The organism is Paracoccus aurantiacus, from assembly GCF_007993065.1.
In the GTDB taxonomy this organism is placed as follows: Bacteria; Pseudomonadota; Alphaproteobacteria; order Rhodobacterales; family Rhodobacteraceae; genus Paracoccus; species Paracoccus aurantiacus.
Window position 1 is genome coordinate 636,219 of the sequence record NZ_VOPL01000001.1, and the last position, 19,283, is coordinate 655,501.

The 19,283-nt window shown below is 63.6% G+C and carries 18 protein-coding genes and 1 tRNA gene; 9 read left to right on the forward strand and 10 right to left on the reverse strand.

All coding sequences use genetic code 11. From position 1 onward, the window contains the following. Nucleotides 1–127: 127 nt before the first annotated feature. Nucleotides 128–664, reverse strand: coding sequence for a DUF4174 domain-containing protein (locus tag FQV27_RS03090; protein ID WP_147096337.1), 537 nt, complete (start codon nt 662–664; stop codon nt 128–130). Nucleotides 665–813: 149 nt separating this feature from the next. On the opposite strand from FQV27_RS03090, the gene FQV27_RS03095 reads away from it, so the two are divergent. Further along, nucleotides 814–1,353 carry a hypothetical protein gene (locus FQV27_RS03095; protein WP_147096338.1) on the forward strand — a complete coding sequence of 180 codons (540 nt, stop codon included), beginning with the start codon at nt 814–816 and terminating at the stop codon, nt 1,351–1,353. A 162-nt stretch (nt 1,354–1,515) separates the two neighbouring features. Further along, nucleotides 1,516–2,808: a homoserine dehydrogenase gene (locus FQV27_RS03100; RefSeq protein WP_147096339.1), complete on the forward strand. Its 1,293-nt coding sequence runs from the start codon at nt 1,516–1,518 to the stop codon at nt 2,806–2,808. 73 nt (nt 2,809–2,881) lie between these two features. Here the strand turns inward: FQV27_RS03100 and FQV27_RS03105 are convergent, their stop codons facing one another. After that, on the reverse strand, nt 2,882–3,511 hold the full coding sequence (locus FQV27_RS03105; protein ID WP_147096340.1) for a J domain-containing protein: 630 nt from the start codon (nt 3,509–3,511) through the stop codon (nt 2,882–2,884). A 70-nt stretch (nt 3,512–3,581) separates the two neighbouring features. Here FQV27_RS03105 and FQV27_RS03110 point away from each other — a divergent pair, with 70 nt between their 5' ends. Next, nucleotides 3,582–3,830 carry a BolA family protein gene (locus tag FQV27_RS03110; RefSeq protein WP_147096341.1) on the forward strand — a complete coding sequence of 83 codons (249 nt, stop codon included), beginning with the start codon at nt 3,582–3,584 and terminating at the stop codon, nt 3,828–3,830. A gap of 92 nt (nt 3,831–3,922) precedes the next feature. Here FQV27_RS03110 and FQV27_RS03115 read toward each other — a convergent pair. Next, nucleotides 3,923–3,997 (reverse strand) — tRNA-Gly (locus FQV27_RS03115). 150 nt (nt 3,998–4,147) lie between these two features. On the opposite strand from FQV27_RS03115, the gene FQV27_RS18800 reads away from it, so the two are divergent. The 3 genes from FQV27_RS18800 (at nt 4,148) to FQV27_RS03130 (ending at nt 7,930) form a co-directional block, all read left to right on the forward strand. Beyond that, nucleotides 4,148–5,233: a DUF5671 domain-containing protein gene (locus tag FQV27_RS18800; protein ID WP_186827194.1), complete on the forward strand. Its 1,086-nt coding sequence runs from the start codon at nt 4,148–4,150 to the stop codon at nt 5,231–5,233. Between the two features lie 73 nt (nt 5,234–5,306). Further along, nucleotides 5,307–6,455 carry a heme A synthase gene (gene ctaA / locus FQV27_RS03125; RefSeq protein WP_147096342.1) on the forward strand — a complete coding sequence of 383 codons (1,149 nt, stop codon included), beginning with the start codon at nt 5,307–5,309 and terminating at the stop codon, nt 6,453–6,455. After that, the gene (locus tag FQV27_RS03130; protein WP_147096343.1) at nt 6,452–7,930 is read left to right on the forward strand and encodes a carboxypeptidase M32; all 1,479 of its coding nucleotides are present in this window, start codon (nt 6,452–6,454) and stop codon (nt 7,928–7,930) included. Before ctaA ends, FQV27_RS03130 begins: the two co-directional genes overlap by 4 nt. Here the strand turns inward: FQV27_RS03130 and FQV27_RS03135 are convergent. The 5 genes from FQV27_RS03135 to FQV27_RS03155 all read right to left on the reverse strand — a co-directional run bounded on the left by FQV27_RS03135 (nt 7,918) and on the right by FQV27_RS03155 (nt 11,095). After that, complete coding sequence (locus FQV27_RS03135) at nt 7,918–8,436, reverse strand: flavin reductase family protein (RefSeq protein ID WP_147096344.1); 519 nt, start codon at nt 8,434–8,436, stop codon at nt 7,918–7,920. The genes FQV27_RS03130 and FQV27_RS03135 overlap by 13 nt on opposite strands. Further along, nucleotides 8,433–9,326 (reverse strand): aldo/keto reductase, encoded by an 894-nt coding sequence (locus FQV27_RS03140; protein ID WP_147096843.1) that lies wholly within the window; start codon nt 9,324–9,326, stop codon nt 8,433–8,435. Before FQV27_RS03140 ends, FQV27_RS03135 begins: the two co-directional genes overlap by 4 nt. Before the next feature lie 105 nt (nt 9,327–9,431). Further along, on the reverse strand, nt 9,432–9,992 hold the full coding sequence (locus FQV27_RS03145; RefSeq protein ID WP_147096345.1) for a GNAT family N-acetyltransferase: 561 nt from the start codon (nt 9,990–9,992) through the stop codon (nt 9,432–9,434). An 88-nt stretch (nt 9,993–10,080) separates the two neighbouring features. Beyond that, entirely contained in the window at nt 10,081–10,353 is a 273-nt protein-coding gene (gene rpmA / locus FQV27_RS03150) for a 50S ribosomal protein L27 (protein WP_147096346.1), read from the reverse strand. Nucleotides 10,354–10,357: 4 nt separating this feature from the next. Then, nucleotides 10,358–11,095 carry a 50S ribosomal protein L21 gene (locus FQV27_RS03155; RefSeq protein WP_147096347.1) on the reverse strand — a complete coding sequence of 246 codons (738 nt, stop codon included), beginning with the start codon at nt 11,093–11,095 and terminating at the stop codon, nt 10,358–10,360. A gap of 320 nt (nt 11,096–11,415) precedes the next feature. Here FQV27_RS03155 and tkt point away from each other — a divergent pair, with 320 nt between their 5' ends. The 3 genes from tkt (at nt 11,416) to FQV27_RS03170 (ending at nt 15,335) form a co-directional block, all read left to right on the forward strand. Beyond that, the gene (tkt, locus tag FQV27_RS03160; RefSeq protein WP_147096348.1) at nt 11,416–13,434 is read left to right on the forward strand and encodes a transketolase; all 2,019 of its coding nucleotides are present in this window, start codon (nt 11,416–11,418) and stop codon (nt 13,432–13,434) included. A 76-nt stretch (nt 13,435–13,510) separates the two neighbouring features. Then, a complete protein-coding gene (locus tag FQV27_RS03165) occupies nt 13,511–14,461 on the forward strand; it encodes a DMT family transporter (RefSeq protein ID WP_147096349.1) in 951 nt (316 codons plus the stop codon). Then, nucleotides 14,442–15,335 (forward strand): lysophospholipid acyltransferase family protein, encoded by an 894-nt coding sequence (locus FQV27_RS03170; RefSeq protein ID WP_147096350.1) that lies wholly within the window; start codon nt 14,442–14,444, stop codon nt 15,333–15,335. Before FQV27_RS03165 ends, FQV27_RS03170 begins: the two co-directional genes overlap by 20 nt. A gap of 55 nt (nt 15,336–15,390) precedes the next feature. On the opposite strand, the gene FQV27_RS03175 is transcribed toward FQV27_RS03170, so the two are convergent. Beyond that, nucleotides 15,391–17,031, reverse strand: a complete 1,641-nt coding sequence (locus FQV27_RS03175) for a DUF4139 domain-containing protein (protein ID WP_147096351.1) — start codon at nt 17,029–17,031, stop codon at nt 15,391–15,393. Between the two features lie 131 nt (nt 17,032–17,162). Beyond that, on the reverse strand, nt 17,163–19,214 hold the full coding sequence (locus FQV27_RS03180; RefSeq protein WP_147096352.1) for a cation:proton antiporter: 2,052 nt from the start codon (nt 19,212–19,214) through the stop codon (nt 17,163–17,165). Nucleotides 19,215–19,283: the final 69 nt, after the last annotated feature.

The following is a 19,283-nucleotide window of genomic DNA, read 5'->3' on the forward strand; positions in this document are numbered from 1 at the left end:
GGCCGGTGCGAACCTTGATCGGCTTTGGCGTGTAAAGGGCAGACATCTGCTTACTCCCATTCCTGATACTCATATTATAAGTATTCTGGCGCGATTACGCAAGATTCTGCGGTTTTGTCCCGCGAAATTACGGCCCGAGGCCGGCGCGACCAATTTCCTCTCGACGCAACGGAAACTTGTCGATTGCGCGCGAAATCTCGCGCACGCTCCACGGAACGGGTTTGCGCTGCTTCACCTGGCCGTCCTTGTCGATGATAACCAGCGAAAATCCCCGAGGATGCAGGTTGCGCCGCCATTCGCTTGCCGCGGCAGGGTCTGTATCGGTGATAACAATCACGTCACGTTCGATCAGCGGTGCCGGAAGGCCCTGCAGCGACCGGATCTGGGTCAGAAAGGCAGGATCGGCGGCGGTATCGGCAAAGACGACAACGGGACGCGCCTGCCACAGAAGCGAATCGGGCGTGACCTCGGTCGCTTCGACGATATGCAGCGTGCTGTCGGACACTGCGGCGGGCGGCGCGTTTTCAGCGTTGCGCGCGGCCTGCATCGCGTCGACCTCTGCCGGCGAGGGCGGGTTGACGCGCGACGGTGCCTGCATTTCGCGCCCCGGCCCCATCGCCGCGACCGAGATGAAAATCAATGTGATCGTCAACGCATTCTTCATCGGCACCTTCCCTGCCCTTTTCATATAGGCGCTTTGACCAAAAGGGAAAGAAGGGCTTCGTGTCCCGTAGCGCGACCGCATCCCGGCAACCGTATCAAGCAGAGATTCATGGTGCAGACATTCCCCGAAAGCTGAAGTAGGAATCGCGCATGTCCATGCCTCGATCCCCTGCCCGCCTTCCCGCCGATTTCGCCGCAGAACTTGGCCACGCCATCGCCGGTTTCGGCTTCTTGGAAGAGGCATTGAAGCGGGCCATCTTCTCGCTTTCGCTGGAAGGTCTTGGGAAAAAGCCCGACGACCGCGCCGTCGCGTCCTTCCTGCAGCGGATGGAGGATATTGCGGACGACACGCTCGGCACGCTGATCGACCAATTCATCAAGCAGGCGCAGCGCCGGCAGGCCCGTGGCCGAGACAAGCTTGCGACAGAGTTGCGTCGTATCCGCCAGAACCGCAACCTTCTGTGCCACGCGTCCTGGAAACCCGGCGCGAAGGACGGCCATTGGCATCCGTCATTCCTGAACACGAAGGGCGAGACTTTCCCCGATGATCTTCAGGCCAGCGACATCACCGCGATCCGCGAGGAAACGCTGGACGTCGCGGCACGTATCGTGTCGATCATGCGCGCGACCGGGATCGAAGGCGAATGGGTCGGAAACGACGAAGACGACGCGCATCAGGACAGGGACTGAACGCCGGCCGCAGATCGAACGGCGTCGGAACGAAAAGTTGTCCTCCGGGACAATCATCGCACCAGCCTCCATCAGGCTTTTCTGGTCCCGCCTTTTGCGCAGGCGCGTTGCAACGACGGGCTGGCCGCGCTAACACGCCGTCACGTCAGACGAGAGGCTTTCATGTCCGCCCCCATTCGGCTCGGCATCGCCGGGCTTGGCACCGTCGGGATCGGTGTCGTCAAGATCATTCAGAAGCATGCCGACCTGCTGTCGGCGCGTTCCGGACGCGAGGTCGCGATCACGGCCGTCAGCGCCCGCGACCGAATGAAAAATCGCGACGCCGACCTTTCGAGCTATGAATGGGTCGACGACCCGAACGAGCTGGCGACGCGCGATGACGTCGACATCTATGTCGAACTGATCGGTGGCGACAGCGGCACCGCCCGCGAGTCGGTCGAACTCGCGCTGAAGAACGGCAAGGATGTCATCACCGCGAACAAGGCATTGCTGGCGATGCATGGTCAGGAACTGGCCGAACTGGCCGAGGCAAATGGCCGCGTCATCCGCTTCGAAGCCGCCGTCGCGGGCGGTATCCCTGTCATCAAGACAATGACCGAATCGCTGGCGGGCAACCGCATCGGCCGCGTCATGGGCGTGATGAACGGCACCTGCAATTATATCCTGACCCGGATGGAAAGTGCCGGCCTGCCCTACGAGGACGTGTTCGAGGAAGCCCGCCAGCTCGGCTATCTGGAGGCTGATCCGACACTGGATGTGGGCGGCATCGACGCGAGCCATAAACTGGCGATCCTGTCGTCGATCGCCTTCGGCACCCAGGTCGCTTTCGACGGTGTCGAGATCGAGGGGATCGAGCGTGTCAGCATCGACGATATCCGCCGCGCCGCCGATATGGGCTATCGCATCAAGCTTCTGGGTGTGGCCCAGATGACCGCGCGCGGGCTTGAACAGCGCATGTCGCCCTGCCTCGTCCCGGCAGAAAGCCCGCTCGGGCAATTGCAGGGCGGCACCAATATGGTGGTGATCGAGGGGGACAGCGTCGGCCAGATCGTCCTGCGCGGCGCGGGCGCCGGCGAAGGCCCGACCGCAAGCGCGGTGATGTCCGATGTCGTGGAACTGGCTCGCGGCGTTCGGGTGCCGGTTTTCAGCCAGCCCGCCAGCCGCCTGACCCGCGCGCAGCCCGCACGAACAGCGGTGCCCGCCGCCTATTACCTGCGCCTCGCCCTGCTGGACAAACCGGGCGCATTGGCGAAGGTGGCGACCGTGCTTGGCGATGCCGGGATCTCGATCCACCGAATGCGGCAATACGATCACGAAGACGGCCCGGCCCCGGTTCTGATCGTGACCCACAAGACCACGCCCGACGCGATTGACCATGCGATCGCCGAATTGCCGAAAACCGGCGTCATTGCGGAAGAGCCGGTCGAATTGCGGATTGAGGAAGTGCAGGCCTGATCCGGCCGGCGCGTCAGCATAGCAGGCAAAACGGCGTCTCGATCCGGGGCGCCGTTTTCGTTTGCCTCAGCGATCAATCCCGGAAATGGCGGCTTTCCTTGATCTGGTCCCAGGCCCAGACAACCTCGGCCAGCCGCTCTTCGTCAGAGCGGTCGCCACCATTCATGTCAGGATGAAGAACCTTCACCAGCGCCTTGTATTGCTTCCGGATCTCTGTCCGTGTCCAGCTGTCCTGCGCTTCAAGAATATCCAGCGCCCGGCGCTCGGTCGGTGGTAGCTTGCGGCGCGCGGCGGTGGCGCGGACCGACGGATCGGTGCCGTTCGAGCCGAGGATCTCCATCGGGTCGCTGATTCCATGCCGTGCCCATGCCTGTTCCTGAACGCCGCGATTGAACGGCTTTGTCGGACGCTCCCATACGGTCGCGTTATCCAGAAAGGCCTGAAATTCCTCTTCCGACTGGCCCTGAAAATAATTCCAGTTCTGGTTGTATTCGCGGACGTGATCCTTGCAGAACCAGAAATAGTCATCGAGGTTGCGCGGATTCTTCGGCGCACGGTACTGCCCCGGCTCCTCGCAGCCTTCCTTGTCGCAGATCCGGGTCGAGGTCTCGAACGCGCCAGTCATGCCGCGACGCCCCTTGGTCCTGCGTTTCTTATCTGTTTTGGCCGAAAGATCGAAACCGAATGGGTCTTCGTTACTCATTTGCGCGCCTTGTTCTTCTCGGGTTCAGCAGTCTAATCTATTTCGCACCGGATAAAAGGGGGAGGATCGAATGATTGCCGATGAGATGCGCGAAAGGTTGCAGGCCCTTCAGCCGACGCGGCTGGAAGTGCTGGACGAAAGCGAGCAGCACCAAGGGCATTCGGGCTGGCGCGAGGGGGGCCAGACGCATTTCCGGGTCCGGATCGCCGCACCCACGCTTGGCGATCTCAGCCGGGTCGAGCGTCACCGCCTGATTCACCGCACACTGGGCGATATCGTCCCGCGAATCCACGCCCTGGCGATCGAAGCCAGCGACTAAGACCCACCGCCGCGCGCAATCCTCCCAGGCATCATGCCAAAGGAAGAAACGCAAAAGACCAGGCCGAAGCCTGGTCTTTTTGCCTGAGAAACTGGAGCGGGCGATGAGATTCGAACTCACGACCCTAACCTTGGCAAGGTTATGCTCTACCCCTGAGCTACGCCCGCATCCGTTTCTGTCCGGTAGCCTTGGCCGCCGGTGAGGGGTGATTTAGGTTACGCGGACGGGGGGTGCAAGCAGAAAAATCTGCCTTTCGGAAATTTTTTTGCCTTGCCGATTGCAGCGCGATTTGGCCTGCTGACGGCAAAAGGACAGACATGCGCCCTTCCGAACAGATCACTGAATTTGTCCACGCCGCGCTTCAATCTGGACGCAGCCGCGCCGAGATCGACGCGGCGCTGCAGTCGGCGGGCTGGTCCGAACGCGAACGCACCAATGCTCTTGACGGCTGGATCAGCGCCGAAGGGCTGCCCCCCGTTCCGCGACCCCGCCCCTATGTGTCTGCGCGCGAGGCGCTCGTTTATGGACTGCTTTTCATTTCGCTTGGCGTGGTCGCCATTCATCTCGTCATGCTCGGGTTCCGGCTGACCGACGCGCTGTTACCCGATCCTGACCGGATCAGGCCATATCGGTACGCCTATATGCGTTGGCCGATATCCGCGCTGATCGCCTTCACACCGGCATTCCTGCTTTTGAACCGCGCGATCCAGCGGCGAAGCGCAGCCGATCAGGGGCACCGCCGCTCGCTGGTGCGCAAATGGGTTGCCTCGGTCACACTCCTGCTTGCGACGATCAGTCTGCTTGGCGATCTGGTGGCGACAGTCTATGCGCTGCTCGATGGTGACATGACGCTGCGCTTCACGATCAAGGCGCTGATCGTCGCGGGCGTCGCAGGGCTTGTCTTTGCCTATTACCGCGACGAACTGAACGAGGATGCGGCGGACCCCTCACCTGCCCGGCAATGGGGCGTGGCAGTCACGGCCATCGGCGCATGCGCGGCAATCGCTGTCATCGCCGGATTGATGGTCGGCGGCGGTCCGATCCGCGCGCGACAGGAAAACCGGGACGAGCAGCGGCTTGAGGATTTGCGCGCGATCAACCGGAATATCGAATGTCAGGCCGCGGATACCGGGCGCCTGCCCGATGCGCCGCAAATCACTGATCTGTGTCCGTCCCCGCCTCCGGCCGACAATCCCGCGACGGGCGAAGCTTACACCTATACCCGCATCGACGATCGTCACTGGCGCGTCTGCGCGGCGTTCGAGCTGCCAGAGCTGGTCGGTGACATGAGCTATGGCGCGCAGTTCGACGCGCAAAGCGGCTGCCTCGTCAGCGAATGGACCGGGCGAAGCGAACCGAATTTCGTGCCGATGGACCAATTCGAAGTCGCACCCGCGAACTGACCGGCTGGACGCCCCGGCCCGCACAGGCTAAGCCAATGCCCGATCAAATGCCCAGATCCAGGCAGGAGTTTTCATGGCCAAGCGCCCTGTTTTTCAGGAAGTCACAACCGACACACCGCGCGCAACGCCGCCGACCGGCGGAATGATCGACGCAGCACCGAAGGGCGCGCGCCGCGCCATCCGCGCATGGCTGATCGTGATCTTCGTCATGGTCGCGGTCATGATCGCGCTTGGCGGGGCGACGCGCCTGACCGGATCGGGCCTGTCAATTGTCGAATGGAAACCAGTCACGGGCGTCGTGCCGCCGATGGACGCCGCCGCCTGGCAGGCCGAATTCGACGCCTACAAGCAGATTCCGCAATTCACCGAAGAAAACCCGGATATGGATGTCGCGGGATTCAAGCGCATCTATTGGTGGGAATGGTCGCATCGTCTGCTGGGCCGGCTGGTCGGACTGGTCTGGGCGGTGGGCTTCCTGTTCTTCTGGGCCACGAAGCGCATCCCGACGGGCTGGACACCGCGCCTGCTGGGGCTTGGCGTTCTGGGCGGACTGCAAGGCGCTGTGGGCTGGTGGATGGTTCATTCGGGCGTGGCCACGACAACGCTCACCTCGGTTGCAAGCTATCGGCTTGCCATCCATCTGGGCCTCGCCTTCACGATCCTCGGGCTGATCGCGTGGTATGCGATGCAGCTTTCGCGGTCCGAGGCCGCCCTGCTTCGCGCCCGCCGCGCGGGTGAGGCAAAGCTGTTTTCCATGTCGACCGGCCTGATGCATTTCGCCTTCCTGCAGATTCTGCTGGGGGCGCTGGTGGCGGGGATCGACGCGGGCCGCCAATATACCGGCTGGCCGACGATGGGCGGCGAATGGATACCGTCCGCGATCTGGGATGCCGGCCTTGGCTGGCGCAATTTCTTCGAGAACCCGGCACTTGTGCAGTTCGTTCACCGAATGGCGGGCTATCTGCTGACCATCTTCGCGGTGGTCGTCTGGCTGCGCGCGCGCCGCTCTCCGCACCCGGTCACCCGTGGCGCGTTTACCGTGATGCTGGTTGCGGTGGCGACACAGATCGCACTAGGCATTCTGAATGTCATCCACGGCGCGCCGCTGGCGCTGGCGCTGCTGCACCAGTTGGGGGCGGTCGTGCTGTTCGTGCTGATTATCCGCGCCCGCCACCATGCGCGCTACCCTTTTGAAACCTCGATTCGCGGAGCGGTGAAATGAGCGATTTTGACAGCCTGATGGAATACCAGCGCACGACCGAGGCGCTGTCATCGGTCGCCGAACGGCTAGGCTGGGATCAGGAAACCGTCATGCCGCGCGGCGCGACCGAACAACGCGCCGAGGAGATGGCCGCGATGGAGGCGGTTCTGCACGAACGCCGCACCGATCCGCGCATCGGCGAATGGCTGGACGGTGCTGAATCGGAAGTCGAGGACGAGGAAGATCGCCGGATGCTGGAACTGATCGGGCGCGATTATCATCGCCAGACCCGCATCCCGGCGCGGCTGGCGACCGAACTGGCGCGGCTGACCTCGCTTGCACAGGGTATCTGGGCCGAGGCGCGGGCCGAAGACAATGTCGCAGGCTTCCTGCCGACGCTTTCCGAAATCCTGATGCTGAAGCGCGAGGAGGCCGCAGCGCTTGCCGATGGCGGTGACGCCTATGACGCGCTGCTTGACGATTACGAACCGGGCGCGGATGCCGATTCCATTGCGGCAATCTTCTCGGAAATGCGCCCTCGGCTTGTCCAGCTTCGTGACGATGTTCTGGGCGCCGAAGAACAGCCCCCGCTACTTGAGGGGCAGTTTCCTGCCGAAACCCAGCTTCGCCTGGCACGCCAATGTGCCACTGCCTTCGGCTATGACTGGACGCGGGGACGGATGGATCTGGCCGTGCACCCCTTCAGTTCGGGGCGCTGGCAGGACAGCCGCATCACGACACGCGTGGCAATTCCCGACCCGTTCAACTGCATCTATTCCACCATCCACGAGGTCGGTCATTCGAATTACGAGCTTGGGATCGACAGCGATTACGCCTTCACGGCACTGGGTCGCGGTGTCTCGCTTGGCGTTCACGAATCGCAGTCGCGCATCAGCGAAAACCAGATCGGCCGTTCGCGCGCCTTTACGGAATGGCTGTTCGCGCGCATGTCGGATGCCTTTGACGGCATGAACATCACTGACCCGGATGCCTTCTATGCCAGCGTCAACCGCGTCACGCCGGGCTATATCCGAACCGAGTCGGACGAGGTGCAGTATAATCTGCACATCATGATGCGCTTTGATCTGGAACGCGATCTCATCGCTGGCCGGCTGGATGCGGCCGACCTTGAGGCGGCGTGGAATGCGCGCTTCCTGAAGGATTTCGGCGTCGCGGTCGACAAGCCGTCGAACGGGGTGCTGCAGGATGTGCATTGGGCCGTCGGGCTGTTCGGCTATTTCCCGACATACGCGCTCGGCAATGTCTATGCAGGGTGCCTGAATCAGGCGATGCGCGCGGCTGTGCCCGATCTGGACGAGACGCTGACCCGCGGCGATGCGACGCCTGCCGTCGAATGGCTGCGCGAGAACGTGCATCGGCACGGCAGTCTGATCCCGCCTGTGACGCTGATCGAACAGGCCTCTGGCGCGCCGGTTTCGCCGCAGCCGCTGCTCGATTATCTGGAAAAGAAATTCGGCGGAATCTACGCGCTCTGATCGCGATCAGGCGGCGCGGGTGTCCGATGCCCGCCCCACTGACCCTGTGCGAAGACCAGCGGCTGGCCCTCGCCCGCCTCGACGCGCAGAACCTTGCCGACGACCAGCGTGTGATCGCCCGCATCATGCGCGGCTTCCAGTTCGCAGTCGAAGCGGGTCAGCACGTCAGGGATGACCGGCACGCCGTATTCGTCGATCTGGTGGGCAAGATCGAGGAACTGCGTCCCGCCACGCGTGAAACGATCGGCAAGATGCTTCTGCGTTTCTTTCAGCACATGCACGCTGAAATGCGGCGCGCGTGCGAACAGATCATGGCGGCGCGAGAACTTTCCCGGCGACCACAGCACCAGCGGCGGGGCGAGCGACAGCGAGGCGAAGCTGTTCGCCGTCACGCCCTCTGGTCCGGTCGCGGTCGGTATCGTCACGACCGTTACACCCGTCGCGAAGCTGCCGAGCGCGTCGCGAAATGCTCTTGCATTGGCGTGATCGGGGACAAAGCTGGTCATGGCACGTCGTGGCCAAGGGCCGCGGCGTAAAGCGTGAACCAATCCTGCGTGTCAAGCTCGACCGCAAGCGCGTCATCGAGGCGCGCGATGCGCTCAAGCGTATTTGTGCCCATCACCGGGACGATCCCGGCGGGATGCACGAGCAGCCAGGCGATCGCGACCGCGGCAATATCGGTGCCCTTCGCCTCTGCCATCTCGCGCAGCGCCTCGATCAATGCGGGGCGAACACCGGCGAACAATGCGCCCCCGGCCAAGGGCGACCACGCCATCGGCACCATGCCCGAGCGCTGAAGATAGGCCAGATCGCCATTCGTGAACGGGTCAAGCGCGGCCAGCGAAATTTCGATCTGATTGACGCTGAGCGGCGAGGACATCGAATCCTGCAAAAGCGCAACATCATAGGGGCGGAAATTCGACACGCCGACGGCACGGACCTTACCCGCCGCGACAAGCTCATCCAGCGCCCTGCCCGTCTCATCGGGGTTCATCAGCGGGTTCGGACGGTGAATCAGCAGAAGGTCGATCCGGTCCGTCTGCATCGCGCGCAGACTTTCTTCGACCGAGCCGGCGATATGCGCGGCAGAGGTGTCATAGTGCTTGACCCGCGCGCCGGAATGGCGCCCGACGGGCGCGATGATGCCGCATTTGGTCACGATCTCGATTCTGTCGCGCAGGCCGGGTGACGCGCCAAGCGCCGCGCCAAGCAGGGCTTCGGCTGCGTAATTCCCGTAGATATCGGCCTGATCTACCGTCGTCACGCCCTGCGCAAGACAAGCCTCCAGCTTGGCCTGCACATGGGCGGGGCCGGTATCAGGATCGGCAGCGATGCGCCACATCCCGTAGGCAATGCGGCTTATCGCGACGTCATCCGCGATCTGATACCTGTCCATATCCATCAACAGCCCCTTCGGAAGTCATCCGCTGTATAGGCTGTGGCGGCGGGAAGTTGAAGTATCGTCGCCCGACTTAAGGTGATCGCACCCTATGTCGCAGGCTTATTCGGCCATCCGGCGCAGATAGGTCCAGGTCGCGACCCGTGCATTGCGCGCCACCGACCAGCTTTCGGCATCGCCAAGATAGGCAAAGCCGCAATTCGTCAGCACCCGCGCCGAGCCAGGATTATCCTGGAAAACTTCGGCAAAAAGCGTCCGCGAGCCATGTGGGTTCACCGCCACAAGTGCGGCGACCGCCTCGCTCGCGAAGCCGGTATTCCAGAAGCCAGCCCCGACCCAGAATCCAAGCTCTGACTGCTTGTCCTCCATCCGGGTCAACGAGACGACGCCCAGCAATTCACCAAGCCCGCGGGCGGAGCCGTCGATTGCCCAGACGTCCTCGCCGCCTTCGCTGTCCATAGCGCGGGCGACAAACGCCTCTGCCGCGCCGGGCGGCAGCGGGTGGGGAATTGCGCGCGTGCCTTCGGCAACGCGGCGGTCAGCGGTGTAATGTGCGATCAGCCCGACATCCGAACGGCGCAAGGGCCTGAGGGAAAGCCGCTCGGTTTCGATCACAGCGTGCCCGGTCCCGTGATCGGCACTCGCAAAAGCCAGTGAACTCATGACATCTCCTCCAACAGGGGCCAGGCCCCAAAACAGCAAGGGGACCGGCTTGCGCCGATCCCCCTATCACAGCCGGGTTAATATCGGCTTACTCGGCGGCCTCGGCGCTTGCGGGCATGACCGAAATATAGGTGCGGCCCTTGAGACCCTTCTTAAAGCTGACTTCACCATCGGTGAGCGCGAAAAGGGTGTGATCGCGGCCCATGCCGACATTGGCGCCCGGCCACCACGTGGTGCCACGCTGGCGAACGATGATATTGCCGGCAATGGCGGCCTGACCGCCATACAGCTTGACGCCAAGGCGGCGACCAGCGGAATCGCGGCCGTTACGGGACGAACCGCCTGCTTTCTTGTGTGCCATGGTTTCAGTCCTTCTTGCCTTTGGCCAGATCCTTGGCCTGCTTGATCCATTCTTCCCGCTCGATGCGGCCATGGAACGACAGCTGGTCGTCCATGTATTCGACCTCGGCCTTTTTCCAGGCAGCGATCTGGTCGAAGTGGAAAACGCCGTTCTCGTGCAGCAGCTCTTCCAGCTTCGGACCCACGCCCGAGATCAGTTTCAGGTCGTCGGCACCGCCTTCGCGGGCCTCGGTCAGAAGGTTCGCCGGGCGGGTGCCGGCAGACGCCTTCGGCGCGTCCTCGGCCTTGTCGGCCTTCTTGGCGGCCGGCTTTTCGGCCTTCGCGGGCTTGTCCGCCTTCTTCGGTGCAGCCGCCTTCTTGGCAGGCTTCGCGTCCGAGACATAAGCCGCACCGGCAGTGCGTGCCCCGATGGCTTCCTTCACGTCAGACTTGTCGCCGCCCTTTTCCAGCACGTCCGTAACGCGCAGCAGGGTCAGTTGCTGACGGTGGCCGCGCGTGCGCTGCGAGCTGTGCTTGCGGCGGCGCTTGACATACGTGACGACCTTGTCGGCCTTGATCTGTTCGATCACTTCGGCCTGCACGGCGGCACCATCGACAAGCGGCGAGCCGATCGTCGAGCCGACCATCAGGATTTCGTTGAACTGGACCTTGTCGCCTGCATCGGCGGCCAGCTTTTCAACGCGCAGCACATCACCCGCCTGAACGCGGTATTGCTTGCCGCCCGTTTTAAGAACTGCGAACATCGTCTTTCCTTCGTATCCCGCATCCTGCGGCCCCAGCATCTGCTGGCGTTTCGGGGAACAAGCCCCGCCTTCGGACGGCGCGCCCGGTCATGGGCGATTGTTGAAAATAGCATACCGGCCAAGGGCAGATGCCCGGCCGGTCCGGTGCATATGGCGGATTCGGCCTTTCAAGTCAACCGTTATCGGGCCGATTTCCCCGTTTCATTCCTGCACAAATCCGCGCATGTCGCGTCCTGCCGCAATTGCCCGCGATCAGGGCGGCTTGAAACCGGGGCGGCAACTGCTATCAGGGGTCCGACCTCTATTGCAAGGATGCAGCCATGGATCTCGACGCCCGCCGCAAGGCCGACCCGCAGCACTGGAACCTCGCCACCTCGATCCGCGTCCTCGCGATGGATGCTGTTCAGGCTGCCAATTCCGGCCATCCCGGGATGCCAATGGGCATGGCCGATGTTGCGACGGTGCTGTTTGGCAAGCACCTCAAGTTCGATGCCTCGGCCCCGCACTGGTTCGACCGCGACCGTTTCATCCTGTCGGCCGGCCACGGCTCCATGCTGCTTTATGCGCTGCTTTACCTGACCGGCTACGAGGATATGACGCTGGAGGAGATCAAGAATTTCCGGCAATGGGGCTCCAAGACAGCGGGGCATCCCGAATACGGCCACGCCGAAGGGATTGAGACGACGACCGGCCCGCTGGGTCAGGGCATCGCCAATTCCGTAGGCTTCGCCATGGCAGAAGAAGCCATGCGCGCCGAGTTCGGGGAAGAGCTTTGCAGCCACCGTACCTGGGTCATCGCCGGTGACGGCTGCCTGATGGAGGGGATCAGCCAGGAAGCCATCGCGCTTGCCGGCGCACAGCAGCTCGGCAAGCTGATCGTGCTGTGGGACAATAACGACATCACCATCGACGGCCGCGTCGGAATCGCCGACAAGACCAATCAGCACGAGCGGTTTGCCGCATCTGGCTGGCGCGTGCTGTCCTGTGACGGCCATGACGCCGCCGATATTGATCGCGCCCTGACCGAAGCACAGAATTCCGATGGCCGGCCGACGCTTGTCGATTGCAAGACCATCATCGGCTATGGCTCTGCGAAGAAGCAGGATACCTCGGGCGCGCATGGCTCGCCGTTGGGGGCAGAGGAAATCGCCGCCACCCGCCGCGCGTACGGCTGGGACCATGCCGAATTCATCATTCCGGACGATATCCTGTCGCAATGGCGCGATATCGGCAAGCGCGGCGCCGAGGAGCGGGCTGAATGGCAGAAGCGCGTCGATGCGCTACCGGGCGAGGAACGCGACGAATTCGCGCGCCGCATCTCGGGCGATGTCAGCCCGAAGCTGGCACCTGCGATCACCGCGCTGAAGGAGCAGGCGCTGGAATCGAAGCCGAAAGTCGCGACGCGCAAGGCATCGGAAATGGTGCTGGAGGTCGTGAACCCCCACCTGCCCGAGATGTTCGGCGGCTCTGCCGACCTGACCGGATCGAACCTGACCAAGACCGCCGATCTGGGCGAATTCAACGTCCAGAACCGCGCCGGGCGCTATATCCGCTATGGCATTCGCGAACATGGCATGGCGGCGGCCATGAACGGCATCTTCCTGCATGGCGGCCTGCGCCCTTATGGCGGGACATTCCTGACCTTCACCGACTATGCGCGCGGCGCGATGCGACTTTCGGCCCTGATGGGGATCGCGCCGATCTATGTGATGACGCATGACAGTATCGGTCTGGGCGAGGACGGTCCGACCCACCAGCCGATCGAGCATCTGGCGATCTGCCGCGCGACGCCGAACACGCTGGTCATGCGTCCCTGCGACCTGATCGAAACGGCTGAGGCATGGGAAATCGCGATCGAGACGCGCGACGCCCCGACCGTCATGGCGCTGTCGCGGCAGAACCTGCCCCTGCTGCGCGAAACTGCCAGCGAAAACCTGTCGGCAAAGGGCGCCTATATCCTGCGCGAGGCGTCTGCCGCGCCCAAGGTGGTGCTGATGGCGACCGGCTCTGAGGTCGAGATCGCCGTCAATGCGCGTGAGACGCTGGAATCGCAGGGAATTCCGACCCGTGTCGTGTCGGTCCCTTGCATGGAACTGTTCCGCGCGCAGCCCGAGGCATATCGCCGCGAGGTGCTGCCCGCAGGCACCGTGCGCATCGGTATCGAGGCAGCGATCCGTCAGGGCTGGGACTGGCTGCTGATGGGCGAAGGCGGTTCGGACGAAACCAGCGATTTCATCGGCATGACCCATTTCGGCGCGTCGGCACCGGCCGAAACGCTTTATCAGGAATTCGGCATCACGCCCGAAAATACCGTCGAAAAGGCCAAGGCGCTGCTGTGAGCGGCAGAGCCTGCCCGCAACGCAAAACCACCACCGGGCCGCAACGATCTGATATCGTTGCGGCTTCGGCGTCCTGATGCGTCCTCTGCCGCGCGCCTTCGCGCTGTTCGGTCGCGAACGCGACGGCACACGCAGGCGCCATGACGGCGATCAGACGCGCGGCATCGTGATCCTGCTTCTGGCGGTCTTTCTGTTCACGCTGATGGACGCCACGGCAAAGTTTCTGGGCCAGTTCTACGCCCCCCCGCAGGTCGTGTGGTCGCGCTTCATGGGCAATCTGGTCGTGATCCTGCTGTTTTATCGCAGCCGCTTCCTGCCCAGCCTGCGGTCCCGGCAGCCGGGGCTGCAATTCTGGCGCGCGATGACGCAGCTTGCATCTGTTTCGCTGTTCTTCACCGCAATCCAGTACATCGGGATTGCCGAGGCGACGGCGATCATGGACATGAACCCGGTGCTTATCACCCTCGGCGCGGCCCTGTTTCTGGGCGAACCCATCGGCTGGCGGCGCGTCGCTGGCATCGTGGCCGCGATGATCGGCGCGCTGCTGATCATCCGGCCGGGAATGGGCGTGTTCAACCCTGCCTCGATCCTGCCGCTGATCGGGGCATTCACCTATGCGGCGGGCGCGCTGCTGACACGCGCGGTCCGTTCGGATTCGCTGGCCACATCGCTGATATGGTCGGTCCTGATCGGTTCGCTGGCCAGCAGCGCGGTCGTGCCGTTCTTCTGGCAACCCGTTCAGGCCGAACATCTTTGGGCCTTCGTGATTATCGGGTTGTTCGGCGCGGCCTCGCAGGCGCTGCTGATCCACGCCTTTTCGCTGGCAGAGGCAGGCGCAATCGCGCCCTTCGGCTATACCGGCCTGATCTGGGCAGCGCTTTGGGGCTGGCTGTTCTGGGGCGTCCTGCCGGATCGCTGGACGGTGACAGGGGCCGTTATCATCGTGGCTGCCGGTATCTATATCTGGTCGCGTGAAGCGCAGCTGGCCCGCAAGGAGATGATGAGCGATGCCCAAGGCCAGAACTGAAGACGAGATCGGCTGGACAGACCGGCTTGCAAATGCGGCTTTCCTGGCCGTGATGGGGCTGGCGCGCGTGCTGCCTTATCAGCACCGCATTCCACTGGTCGGCTGGTTCTTTTCGCGCATCCTCGGTCCCGTCGCCGGCTGGTCCCGCCGCGCACGCGAAAATCTGGCGCTTGCCATGCCCGAGCTGCCCGAGGCCGAACGCGTGCGCATCGCGCGCGGCGCGCTCGACAATGCCGGGCGATCCATGGCCGAAATCTATTCGGGCGATGAATTCACCGCGCGCATTCGCGACACCGACCCGCTGAGCGGACCCGGCGTGAGCGCATTGCAGGAGGCCGCGGAACACGACCGCCCGGTCATCCTGGGCTGCGCGCATTTCGGGAATTACGACGCCATGCGCGCAGCGCTCGCAGCGCGGGGCTGGCCGGTTGGCGCGCTGTATCGCCCGATGAACAACCCCGCCTTCAATGCCCACTATATTCCCGCAATTCGCGCGATTGCCGAGCCGATTTTCCCGCGCGGACGGTCCGGCTTCGCCGCAATGCTGAAATTCCTGCGTGGCGGGGGAATGCTCGCGCTTGGCTTCGATCAGTTCGTCCACGACGGAACCCGGCTGCAATTCTTCGGCTTGCCGTCGCGCACCGTCCTGACACCCGCCGAACTGGCGCTGCGCTATGACGCGCTGCTTGTGCCGATCGCGGGCGTCAGGCAGCCTGACGGGCTTGGCTTCAGGGTCGAGGTTGGCGCACCGATCGCCCACAGCACCCCGGAAGAGATGATGCAGGCGCTGAACGACGATCTCGAACGCCAGATCCGTGCCCGACCCGATCAGTGGTTCTGGGTTCACCGCCGCTGGAAGAAGCGCGACCGCTGATCCCCCGCGCTTTCGCTGCAGGCTCATCCGCGCGAAGGGCCAGTTGGCGCAGCGATCAGCGGATCAGCTCCTGCCCTTCTGGCAAGCGAATTTCCGTGCTGAGATGCACTTCCTGCGTCTCGCCCGCAGCAAGCGGCATTTCCCAGACCAGAACGCCGCGCTTTCCATCCGGGTCCTGCTCAGTCGGCTCGACCGAGGATTGCCAATCGACCGTCACCTCTTTCTGCTCTGACACAGGAACCTGGTCGATCAGCCGCAAGGTATAGTCGCGCCCGGTCAGGTTCTTCGCCTGCAGGACAGCTTCTTCCGCCATCGAGGCCGCGCGGCGGATCCAGCCGCCTTCGGCGCTTTCCCGGTCCGGCGTGCGCCGTTCCAGCACAATACCGTCGATTGCGCCGAACCCGGTATGCATCTCGTCGCCGGATGCGATCAGACCAAGCTCCGTCTGCCCGACGCTGTTTCCGTCAGCATAAAGCGTGACGGGTCCGGGCAGGATCACGTCGGGCAATGGATTCTTGGTATCGACGACAAGATAGGCGCGCGTGTCGCGGGACGGAACAGCCTCTGCCACCATCGCGTCAACGGGCAAGGCCTGCTCGTCCAGCTTCAGGCGCAGCGCATCGACACCGCTTCGGATATCGACCGGCGACGCGTAATTGTAGACCGCCGTCGCGCCCTGAAAGTCGACATTCGCGCTTTCGGCCACGACCGGCGCGGGGGCGGCGGCATCGCTCATTTCTGCCGCGGCCATTGCCCCAACCGCGTCCGCCCTTTCGCGACGAACCGCGCCGCTGCGCGGATCGACCGCCTGCACGATCTGCTCATAAAGCTCGCTCGGCTCGGACCTGTCCGAAGGGCGGCTGGTCGACAGTGTCAGGGTGACGCCCGACCAGTCCTCGCCCGTCTGCTGTTCGACCATCAGACCACGTTCCAGCGTCAGGGTCTTTGCCTGCTGATCCAGCCGCATATCGTAAACCGGGCGCCAGCCAGCCGACCATGTATTCGCCGTCACCGAGATCGTGGCTGGTCTGCCCTGCCCCTCGACCGCGATCACCAGTGCGGCCTGATCGCTTCGCGGCTCTACCAGCGCGTCAAGGCGGGCGACGGCGTCCTCAAGCGCGTTCTCATCCTCCTCACGACCCTGATTTGCTGCAATCGCGCGGGTCTCGGCGTCAATCGCCATGCGCCGTGCCGCAAGCATGCGCGCGGCGACCATATCGACCAGACCGCCCACATCCCCCGTGGTCGCATTTTCCGAACTTGCGAGCGTGCGCAGGAAGGACAGCAGATCCTCGGCTGCCTGCGCTTCTGCCTTGATCGCGGCGACGGCGGCATCGCGTTCGCGCAGCGCGAGCTCAAGGCGGCGCACCTCGGCGCGCGCATCTGTGATCGCCTGCGACTCCGGCGCGCCGTCGGGCAAGGCGCGTCCGGTCTGCAGGCTGACGGCACCCAGTGTGGCGCCGTCGGCAGTCAGACGAAGGCTGGCGGGATCGGTATCGGCGGGCAGGCCCGGAATGACGATCTGATGCGCGCCGGTAGGCAGATCCGCCGTGGCGCGCCGGATCACGCTTGCCCCTTGGGGATAAAGCGTCACGTCCGAGACCGGGGCCTCTACCTCGAAAACATCGGCGGACGCTGACAAGGCAAGAACGGAAGTGGTGGCGAAAAGGGCAACAGAGCCAAACAGGTAACGCATGAACGGTCCTTCGCTGGGGTAGAGGTGAAATTCCATTCGAGCCTGCGAAGAGCGGCATTGTTTTTCAAGTCACAATGCCGCGTTCCGCCCGCGGCGACAGTCGCCGCAGCGGCAATATCTGAGGCCGCGGGTCAGGCGTCGCGGCTGCCCTCGCCATCGCCCTTTCGCACTGCTTCGGCTTCGGCGCGCGCCTTTTCCCGCTGGCGCGGGCTTTCATCGCTCTGCGGTGCGGCGTCGTTGCTGGCGGCGTCATCCTCTGATCCGTCAGGCTCTGCCGCCTCGACCGCGCCTTCCTGGGCGGCCTCCTCCTCTGCCGCTTTGGCCTCGGTCTTCGCCTGCTCGCGCTGCCTGGCGCTTTCCTCGGCCTCGCGGCGGATCTTCTCGGCGATTTCCGGGGGGATCAGCGACACGATGCGCATGCCCGCCTTGCCCGACAATTCCGTCTCACGCGTGACAAACCGAAGCTGGCCGTCGCGCAACGTGGCAAGCGGAATGACGCCCTCGCGCGCCGCGCGCCAGTCGTCGATCGTATATTCCTCGGTCAGGCGCGTGGTGCGGAACACCCAGCCGTCGGCAAGCAGATCGAGATATTGCGCCAGCGTCTTCCCATCGTTCAGGGGCTGGCCACCCAACTGACTTGGCAAAGCGTGGCGGGCGCGATCTTCCTTGCTGCGCAGCACCTGCCAGATCGCATCGCGCCCGAATTCCGGCGCGAGGTCAGTCGCGACAAGCGTGTTATAGGCATCGTTGTCCGACGCGGCGAGGATCGTGGAATAGGCAATGAACTCCACGCCGTGTTCAGCCGCCTCTGACAGGATGTCACCGTAATAGGTCGGCACACCGGCCTCGCGCGCAGATCGAAGCTGACCCCGGTTCGGGTCCGAGATCAGCACCTTCACGTCAAGATTATCAAGCGCCTTCGCAAGCCCGGTCGTAAAGGTCGAACCGCCGACGATAATGACCCCCGGTGCATCGCCCGAGGTCAGGCCAAGCCGTTGCGCAAGCGGTTTAAGCGTGAAGCCGTGCAGCACCACCGTCGCCAGAACCAGAACAAAGGCCAGCGGCTGAAGCACGGCACCATCGGCCACACCTTCCGAGACAAGCGCTTCTGCGAAGATGCCGGAAATCGCAAGCAGCACCACCCCGCGCGGGCCGGTAAAGGCGACAAGCAGCCTTTCGTTCATGGGGATCGACGTGAACGCCAGCGACAACAGCACGGTCGCGGGGCGCACCAGAAGCACGACCGCCAGAATGAACAGGACCGACCGGAAATCGAGCAGCTCCATCGTCTCCAGCTTGACGTTCGAGGCAAGCAGAATGAATACGCCCGACAGAAGTAGCGTCGTCGCCTGCTCTTTGAAGCGGTAGATCTCGGTATAGGATGGCAGGTCGGCATTGGCGATGATGAGGCCCATGACCGTCACGGCAAGCAGCCCCGATTCATGCAGCACCATGTCCGACACGGCAAAGACCGCGAGGACCAGTACGAAAAGCATCGGCACCTTCATGTATTCGGGTACAAGCGCCTCTCGGAAGGCCTTGACCACGGCCAGCCCGCCCGCAAAGCCCACAAGCGTCGCGAAGGCGATCCCGACGCCGACCGTCATGACGGCGTGGGACATATCCATTTCCTGCTGACGGACCATGACCACGAACAGCGCGACAACCGCGATCAGCGCGCCAAGCGCGTCGTTGACGATGGCCTCCCACTGCAGAAGCTGGGCGGGACGGTTGTGCAGCTTGGCGGCGCGCAGAAGCGGCGCGATGACGGTCGGGCCGGTCACGACCATGACCCCGCCGAACACGATGGACGACTGCCAGCTCAGCCCCGCGATGAACGCCAGTGCGGCCGACGACAGAAGCCAGCCAAGTGGCGCGCCGACAAAGACCAGCCGGCGCACACCCGGCGCGGCATCAGAAAGCTGCTTGAAATTCAGCGTCAGCCCGCCCTCGAACAGGATCACCGCAACGGCGAGCGAAATCATCGGCCCGACAAGCGGGCCAATATCCCGCGACGGTACGAATATCCCGGTGAACGGACCCAGAATAAGACCGGCGACCAGCATCATGACGATGCCGGGCAAGCGAAACCTCCATGCCAGCCATTGCGCGCCAACGCCGACAACCCCAACAAGGGCGAATGCCTCGACCGGGCTCAGCCCCGCTTCGGAAGTTACTGCCATCACTATTCCCTCAGATTATCGGATGCCAACCGCGCCCGAACTGATTCTGTTCCGCATCTGCCGCAGCGG